The organism is Bradyrhizobium sp. (assembly GCF_019242285.1).
Lineage (GTDB): Bacteria > Pseudomonadota > Alphaproteobacteria > Rhizobiales > Xanthobacteraceae > Bradyrhizobium.
On record NZ_JAFAVV010000158.1, the window covers coordinates 1 to 7,923 of the forward strand.

The 7,923-nt window shown below is 65.9% G+C and carries 8 protein-coding genes; all 8 read right to left on the bottom strand.

The genetic code is table 11. From position 1 onward, the window contains the following. Window positions 1-1,168 (bottom strand): ATP-binding protein (locus JOY90_RS05810; protein ID WP_291690195.1); only part of this gene is annotated, 1,168 nt, incomplete at its 3' end. A 5-nt stretch (window positions 1,169-1,173) separates the two neighbouring features. Next, window positions 1,174-2,160: an ATP-binding SpoIIE family protein phosphatase gene (locus tag JOY90_RS05815; protein WP_291690196.1), complete on the bottom strand. Its 987-nt coding sequence runs from the start codon at window positions 2,158-2,160 to the stop codon at window positions 1,174-1,176. Between the two features lie 3 nt (window positions 2,161-2,163). After that, window positions 2,164-2,568: an anti-sigma regulatory factor gene (locus JOY90_RS05820; RefSeq protein WP_291690197.1), complete on the bottom strand. Its 405-nt coding sequence runs from the start codon at window positions 2,566-2,568 to the stop codon at window positions 2,164-2,166. Then, window positions 2,549-2,938 (bottom strand): STAS domain-containing protein, encoded by a 390-nt coding sequence (locus JOY90_RS05825; protein WP_291690198.1) that lies wholly within the window; start codon window positions 2,936-2,938, stop codon window positions 2,549-2,551. Before JOY90_RS05825 ends, JOY90_RS05820 begins: the two co-directional genes overlap by 20 nt. A 2-nt stretch (window positions 2,939-2,940) precedes the next feature. Then, window positions 2,941-3,837, bottom strand: coding sequence for an STAS domain-containing protein (locus tag JOY90_RS05830; protein ID WP_291690199.1), 897 nt, complete (start codon window positions 3,835-3,837; stop codon window positions 2,941-2,943). A gap of 263 nt (window positions 3,838-4,100) precedes the next feature. Then, on the bottom strand, window positions 4,101-4,265 hold the full coding sequence (locus JOY90_RS05835) for a hypothetical protein (RefSeq protein ID WP_291690200.1): 165 nt from the start codon (window positions 4,263-4,265) through the stop codon (window positions 4,101-4,103). 67 nt (window positions 4,266-4,332) lie between these two features. Then, the gene (locus JOY90_RS05840; RefSeq protein ID WP_291690201.1) at window positions 4,333-5,949 is read right to left on the bottom strand and encodes a DHA2 family efflux MFS transporter permease subunit; all 1,617 of its coding nucleotides are present in this window, start codon (window positions 5,947-5,949) and stop codon (window positions 4,333-4,335) included. Further along, window positions 5,946-7,130, bottom strand: a complete 1,185-nt coding sequence (locus JOY90_RS05845; protein ID WP_291690202.1) for an HlyD family secretion protein — start codon at window positions 7,128-7,130, stop codon at window positions 5,946-5,948. The genes JOY90_RS05840 and JOY90_RS05845 overlap by 4 nt, the downstream gene beginning before the upstream one ends. Window positions 7,131-7,923 lie beyond the last annotated feature (793 nt).

Below are 7,923 nucleotides of genomic sequence, written 5' to 3' on the forward strand. Positions count from 1 at the left end.
CGGGCGCGATGCCGATGCCGGTATCGCGCACCGACAGCCTGACGCGGCCCTGCGTATCGTCATGGGACCCCGTGACGCGCACCTCGCCCTGCTCGGTGAATTTCAGCGCGTTCGAGATCAGGTTGCGCAGGATCTGCGTGACCTTGGCCTCGTCCGTGAAGAGCTCCGGCACGCGGTCCGGGATGTCGAAGATCAGTTCGACCGACGGGCTCGTGAGCAGCGGCCTCAGCGCGCCGCGGAGGCCGCTGAACAGATTTCCCACCGTGAACGCGCTCGGGCGGATGTCGACCTTGCCGGCCTCGACCTTGGCGAGATCGAGCAGGTCGTTGACGAGCTCGAGCAGGCTCTCGGCCGAGCGGCGGATGTAGCCGACCTGGCGTTCCTGCTCCGCCGTCAATTCGCCGTCGATGCGGTCGAGCAGCAGTCTCGACAGCGCCAGGATCGAGTTGAGCGGCGTGCGGAACTCGTGGCTCATGTTGGAGAGGAACTTCGTCTTCAGCTCGCTCGCCTGGCGGAGCTGCTCGGCGCGCTCGTCGAGCTCGGCATAGAGCGCCACCACGCCGCGGTTGGTATCGCTGAGCTCCTGGTCCAGATGCTTGCTTTCCTCCTCCTTGCGGCGCAGCTCCTCGAGGCTCTGCATCAATTCGCGGTTCTGCTCGCGCAGGATTTCGAGCGGATCGGAGGAGGTATCCTTCTGCAGCGTGGCCACCATTTCGCCGAGCTTCGCGCGTGTGATCGGCGCCGCGCGCGCCGGCAGCTCCTGGCCGATCTGGACCGTCGTTCCCGCCCCGACCGCGGAGTCGAGCTTGAAATGGTCCATCAGGCGGCGGGCGCCGAGAATGCCCAGTCCCATGCCGCTCTGCGAACGGTATTGCCCGTCCAGGATGGTCTGGAGATCGGCGATGCCCGGCCCCTTGTCGGAGATGCGGATGGCGAAGATCTGCGGAGCCGGCGTCGCGTCGAGGATGAACTCGGCGCGGCCGCCATCGGCATAGCTGAAGGCGTTTCGCGCGAGCTCCGATACGGCGGTGGCGATGCGGGTCTGGTCCTGGCGTTCGAAGCCGAGCAGCTCGGCCAGCCGATGCGCGCGCTGGCGCACGGCGACGACGTCGCCTTCGCTTTCGATCGGGACCGTCACGATCGGCCATACTTTTGCGTTTGCCGGCATGACCATCACCATTTCGCGACCAGCACGGTAGCATCGTCGCGGTGCCGTGTCAGGTCTCGGTACAGCACCGCGGCAATCAGGGTCGGGTGCCGCGCGGCAAGATTTGGATAGCGATCGAGAGTCCAGCTCGAGGCGATGCCGTCGGAATGCAGAATAATGAGACCGGAGGTGAAGGGATAATCGAAGGCCTGGATCTTGCGAACGTTGTGGCCGGCGGTGCCCGGCATCGACACCATGCGCTTGAGCTCTCCGCCGGAGGCGATGGCACCGGCGACATTGCCGACGCCCGCGAACATTACCTTCGCCGCGGCCGGCTCGATCCGCGCGATCGACACCGCCGCGCCCCGCGTCGCGCGCAGGCCGCCATGGATGTAGTCGAGCAGGGTCGGCGTGCGATGGCCGCTGAAGCGGTGGAACAGCCGCACCGCCTCGACCGCGGCCTCGGCCGCATCGGGACCGTGACCGAGCCCGTCGGCGACCAGCATTGTGGTCGCCTCGGGGCTTACGGAAACACCCCAGGAATCGCCGCAGACGTCCTCGCCCGGCTTCGGCACCGACACGGCACCGACGCGGTCATTGTCCGTCGACGCAGGTGGCGGCTGTCCCGGTTTCAGCCGGGCCAGCACGGCGGTGCCGGCCCCCGGCCATGATGCGATGTCGACGAAATGCGACTGCCGGACCACGGCGCCTAAGCCCTTGCCCGCCGTCCCTGCCGTCGAGAAGCCGTCAGCGAGGCTCGCCGCGATGTTCGGAATTCCGCGACCCTTGTCGAGCGCGATGAGTTCGATGCCGCCCTCGCGCCCTTCACCGAAGGCGCCAACCAGCATCTCCCCGCCATTGCCGTGCTTGACGAGATTGGTCGCAAGCTCGGTCGCGACGAGAGCCACCCTTCCGCTGTCGACCTCGCCAAAACCCTGGCGGATCGCCATCTCGGTCGCCCCTCGCCGCGCCTCCGCTACCTGGCTTTGATCCTGAACGGCGAGCGCAATCATCGGCTATTTCCAACGTGCGATGACAACTTTGGTGCCAGCGCCGGGCCTGGAATCGATCGAAAACTCGTTGGATAGACGTTTGGCCCCGCCGAGGCCGAGGCCCATGCCCTTTCCCGTGGTGAAGCCGTCCTTCAGCGCAGCCTCGACGTCGGCGATGCCCGGCCCCTTGTCCTCGAAGGTCAGGCGCAATCCGCGCCGGCCCGGCTGCTCGAGGACCTCGGCGAGAACGAGCCCGCCGCCGCCATAGTCCAGCATGTTGCGCGCAAGCTCGCTTGCCGCGGTGATGATCTTGGTCTGATCGACGAGGCCCAGGCCGGTTTCGAGCGCCATCGCGCGGGCCATCTGGCGAACCCGCACGACATCGTCTGAGGAACGGATTTCGAGGCGGTCAGTCCTCAACGTCGGCATCTTCGGATTCCGACGTCTGCAGCCGCGCCTGAATCAGCGCCATGCCGCGCTCGACGTTGAGCGCCGTCTTCACCCCCGTCAGCGACAGCCCGAGTTCGACCAGCGTGATCGCGACCGCCGGCCGCATGCCGACCACGACGGTGTCGGCATCCAGGATGCGCGAGACGGCCGCGATGTTGTCGAGCATCCGTCCGATGAAACTGTCGACGATCTCGAGTGCGGAAATGTCGATCAGCACGCCCCTGGCGCCGTAGGCGACGATCTTGGCGGTCAGGTCCTCTTCGAGCGCGGTGGCGAGGCGGTCGTGCATGTCGACCTGGATCGTCACCAGCAGCGCATTCCCGAATTTCAGGATGGGGATGCGGTCCATCGCTACTCGACCTTCCCGGCGATCGGCTTGCCCTTGGCGGCGGCGGCCGCGGCCTTCCGTTTCGTCACCGCGCGACCGGTGCGTTCCAGCGCCATCGCGAAGGCGTCGGCCAGCGTCGCCTTGGAGACGACATTCAATTCGACCCCGAGATGCACCATGGTCTGCGCGATCTGCGGCCGGATGCCGCTGATGATGCAGTCCGCCCCCATCAGCCGCGCGGCGGCCACCGTCTTCAGCAGGTGCTGCGCGGTGAGCGTATCGACGGTCGGCACGCCCGTGATGTCGATGATCGCGATCTCGGCCTCGACGTCGACCACGGTCTGCAGCAGGTTCTCCATCACCACCTGAGTGCGCTGGCTGTCGAGCGTGCCGATCAAGGGTAGCGCGAGGATTCCGTCCCACAGCTTGACCACCGGCGTCGACAGCTCGGCTATCTCGCGCTGCTGACGCACGATGACCTCTTCGCGGCTCTTCTGGAAGATTTCGAGGGTAAAGAGGCCGAGCTCGTCGAGCAGCAGCGTCACCGCCCAGGTGAGATCGGCGGCCTGCACCGGCGACAGCGCCGCGTTCCGGTTCAGCACGTTGAACAGCGGCTGCTTGAGCGAGAAGATGAAGGTCGCGGTTTCGGTCGGCGAGAAGCCCTGCAGTGCGCGTGAGCGCGAGAGATCGGCGAGCATCTGCCTGGCCGGCCCATAGGCGGCGTCGGAGCTGTCGCTGCCGCCCCTCGCAAGGCCGTCGCGCAGCCGATGCAGGAACTCCCTCGACTGCGCAACCAGCTCGTTCTCGGTGATGCGGCCTGTCTGCAGGGTACCGACCTTCTTCTGCAGGTCGATCCATTCGGACAGGATTGCCGCTTCACCGCTGGCGACCAGCTCAGCAATGGTTCCCACGTCGACCATGTTCACTCCCTCAGGTTCCAGCAAAGGCTTATCTGGCACCGGCGCCGATGGCAAACCGGCGCGCCATCCGACAGCCGTTAACCTTCATGGATCGGAACCAACGAGAGGGATCGAGCTGGGCCGCTGAACAAACTCGCCTTCGTGGCGTATCATGTACTTTTGGGGAGGGAAATGGCGCCGTTCGTGCGCCCCCTTGTTTCCGCAAGCTTGAACTCGGCACGCTCACGCCGGCCGAACCTCCCACGAACGGGCAGATGATCCGATCAGCGGCTCGGGTCGTTCGCCGCCGAGTCGAGCGCAGCGGCGGTATTGCGAAAGCTCTGGGAGAGCTCGGCGAGCTTCCGGCTCGCCTCCTCGTTGTTGACGGACTTGGACAAGCGCTCGGCGCGTTCAGCCTGGTCGCGCAAATGATCGGATTGACTATTCATGTCGGCCTCCGCCCTGAGCATTAAAAATCGCGAACTCCAAATTCGTTCCCGCGGCGCGGGATATGGTTCAATGCCTTTTCGCCGGGGCGGTCAGGTCGATCGATCGCAGCGTCAGCGCCACCGGAATCATGATCACCCCGATGATCGCGAGCGTCCAGAACACGTCGATATAGGCAAGCAGGTCGACCTGGCGCTGCAAGGTCACCCCGACCCAGGCGATCGCCTGGGAGGCAGCATCCGAGGCGCTGGAACCCTGGGCCTGGAAGAACCGGCTCATCGCGTCGATCGTGGTCTGGTAACCGAGATCGGAGGGCGCGACATGCTCGATCAGGCGGCTCTGATGGAATTGGGCGCGCTGCGCCAAGAGGGTCTGCGCCAGTGCCACGCCCATAGAACCGCCGAGGTTGCGGGCCACGTTGATCAGGGCGGAGGCCTGGTTGGTCTTGCCGGGCGGCACCCCGTCATAGGAGGCGGTGGTCACCGGCAGGAACAGGAACGGCAGCCCGAGGCCGAGCAGGACGCGCGACCAGGCGGCATAGCCATAGGTGATATCGCCGGTCAGGCCGGTCAGGTGCCACATCGACACCGCCGCGATCGCGGCGCCGACGACAAGAAGGTATTTCGGCTGCACCACGCTGATGAGCCGGCCGACCACCGGCATCATGATCATGGTGATGATCCCGCCCGGCGACAGCACGAGGCCGGCCAGCATCGCGGTATAGTTCAGCTCGGTCTGCAGCAATTGCGGCAGCATCTGCGTGGTCGCGATCAGGACGGCGCCGGTGCCGAGCATCACCAGGAAGCAGGCGCCGAACTGCCGCTGCCCGAGCAGCCGGATATCCACGATCGGGTCCTCGCGCATCAATTCCCAGGGGATCAGCGCCAGCAGCGACAGCGCCGATGCCAGCGCGAAGGCCGTGATCATGCTCGAGCCGAACCAGTCGTTGCGCTGGCCCTCATCGAGCACGAATTCGAGGCACCCGAGTCCGACGGCGATGAAGATGAAGCCGAGATAGTCGAAGCGCAGGCCGCGGCTCAGCAACCGCCTGCGTTCTTCCTCGGCGCCCGACGGCTCGCTGACGAGCGAGCCGACCAGGAACAGCGACAACAGCCCCATCGGTACGTTGATCAGGAACACCCAGTGCCAGGAATAAGTGTCGGTGATCCAGCCGCCGAGCGTCGGCCCGACCACCGGCGCCACCACCACGGCCACGCCATAAATCGCAAAAGCCTGGCCGCGCTTGGCCGGCGGAAAGGAGTCGGCGAGGATCGCCTGCTCGCTGGTCGCCATGCCGCCGCCGCCCAGGCCCTGCAGGATGCGGAACAGCACCAATGACTGCAGGTTCCAGGCGAAGCCGCACAGCAGCGAGGCCAGGGTGAAGGTCGCGACGCAGATCATGTAGAAGCGCTTGCGGCCGATCACGGTCGCGAGCCAGCCGGAGATCGACAGCACGATCGCATTCGCCACCAGATAGCTCGTGATGACATAGGTACTCTCGTCGATCCCGATCGCGAGGTTACCGGCGATGTGTCGCAGGGCGACATTGGCGATGGTGGTGTCGAGCACCTCCATGAAGGTGGCGATCGAGACCACGAAGGCGATCAGATAGGGATTGTGGCCGCCGGCCGCCGAGCGCTCCGGCGACCAGCCGCCCGCCGTGCCGTCCGCGGTCGCGTCGCTCATCGCACCTTGGTCCAGGGCACGACCGACATGCCGGGGCCGATGGCAACATCGGCCGGCCAGTTGTCGACCACGATCTTGACCGGCACGCGCTGCACGACCTTGACATAGTTGCCGGTGGCATTCTCCGCCGGCAGCAGGCTGAACGCGGTGCCGGAGCCGGGCTGCACCGAAGCCACGCGGCCGGTCAGCTTGCGCGACCGATAGGCGTCGATGGTGAATTCGACCGGCTGGCCCGGCCGCATGTAAGCGAGCTGCGTCTCCTTGTAGTTCGCCACGATCCAGACTTCGTCCGGCACGAACATCATCAGGCTCTGGCCGGCCGTGGCGAAGGTCCCGACGGCGCCCGAGAGTTTCACGACCCGCCCGGCCTGCGCGGCCGTGACGCGCGTATAGCCGAGGTTCAGCTTGGCCTGGTCGAGCTGGGCCTCCGCCTGCTGCAGCGAGGCGCGGGCGCTTTCGAGCTGGGTGCCGAGCGTCTTGATCCCGAGTTGGGCTGCGATCAGCGCCGCCTTGGTGCGCGCGTCATTGGCCTGCTGGCCCTGCAGGTCGGAATGCGTCTGCTGCTCGCGCTGCACGGTGCCCGCGCCCTTCTGCACCAGGTCCTTGGCGCGATCCTCCTCCTGCTGCGCGAATTTCAACTGCGCCTGGGCCTGGTCGACCTGGGCCTGCGCCTCGTTGATCTGCTCGTGCTGGCTGTCGATCTGGGCCTGGATATTGTCGATGTTGGCCTTGGCCACCTCGACCTGCGCCTGGGCCTGGTCGGCCGCGATGTTGTAGTCGCGGTCGTCGATCTTCGCGAGCAGGTCGCCCGCCTTGACGTGCTGGTTGTCGGTGACCGGCACCTCGGTGACATAGCCGCCGACCTTCGGCGCCACCGAGAAGCTGCGGGCGGCGACGAAGGCGTCATCGGTGCTCTCATAGTCCCGCACGCTGAGCCAATAGGCGATACCGCCGATCAGCACCGCCAGCAGCACGCAGGTGGCGAGCGTCGCCAGCAGCCAATGCTCCCGCAGCCGCTGACCCAGCGACGGCTTGGCCGCGGATGGCGGCGCTTCGCCCGGCTTGCGATCCTTCGGCGGCGGCAATTGCTGCGGCCGTGGCGCCGGCAGCTTTGGCTCCTCCGCGGCGGGATCGCGCGGGTTAGTCTTGTGATTGGTCTTCTGGTTGATCTTGGCGTCCAACGCACTGACCTCGGTCGGAAAAGACGACGTCCATGGTGCTACGCACAAGGTGGAGCTTGGTTCCGACATCGCGCGCGGTTGATCCGCATGGGAGCTGCGCATTCACGCGGCTGTCGGCCGCCGGCATTCCATCGATCCTTTCGCGGACGAGGCTTCGGACGAGTGGAATCAGCCGGGTGAATCCGGATTCCGGATCGAATGCGGGTTCCCTCGCCCCCGAGATCGATTTCCCTAAAAACGAAATTCCGCCTGCGGACTCAAGCCGGTTAGGCCTGTCCAGTCCCTGCCGCAAAAATATTCTTGTTTCCATTTTTCCGAATTCTTCTATCCTGCCGCCTGTCCCGCCTCCATCGGAGGGGCGCTTCGCGATCGTCACGGACGTGGGGGTGGGATGCGGTGGACGCGATGGCGCGCGAGACGAGCGCGCTCATGGCGGACGGCGAAATCGTGTGGTCCTGGCGCCGCGACGCTGGCGTCAAGTTCGCAAGCGATGATCTTGCGGATGACGGGGGCAAGAAAGCCCGCTCCCCGGGGAGAGCTCGTATAAGCCGTAACCCATCGCGCAGGGAATGCCGGCATGTGTCGGCTGACCTGTGGTGACTGCCGCCTGCGTTCTTTGTTGCAGGCGGGCCATGGGTGCGGCCAGCATCCGGCATTCCCTGCGCCCTCCCCGATTTCGAGGGCGATGCATGTAGCAAGCCTCGGACGAATCCCGTCGCGAGAACGCGAGCGTATGTCCTCTCCTGTCGCACACCCTCCGCTGTCATGCTCCGCGAAAGCGGGGCATCCAGCA

Bases quoted from the DNA above. Each gene is read 5' to 3' on its own strand.
- JOY90_RS05840 (WP_291690201.1), bottom strand. From the start codon at position 5,949: ATGAGCGACGCGACCGCGGACGGCACGGCGGGCGGCTGGTCGCCGGAG.
- JOY90_RS05815 (WP_291690196.1), bottom strand. From the start codon at position 2,160: ATGATTGCGCTCGCCGTTCAGGATCAAAGCCAGGTAGCGGAGGCGCGG.
- JOY90_RS05825 (WP_291690198.1), bottom strand. From the start codon at position 2,938: ATGGACCGCATCCCCATCCTGAAATTCGGGAATGCGCTGCTGGTGACG.
- JOY90_RS05830 (WP_291690199.1), bottom strand. From the start codon at position 3,837: ATGGTCGACGTGGGAACCATTGCTGAGCTGGTCGCCAGCGGTGAAGCG.
- JOY90_RS05835 (WP_291690200.1), bottom strand. From the start codon at position 4,265: ATGAATAGTCAATCCGATCATTTGCGCGACCAGGCTGAACGCGCCGAG.
- JOY90_RS05820 (WP_291690197.1), bottom strand. From the start codon at position 2,568: ATGCCGACGTTGAGGACTGACCGCCTCGAAATCCGTTCCTCAGACGAT.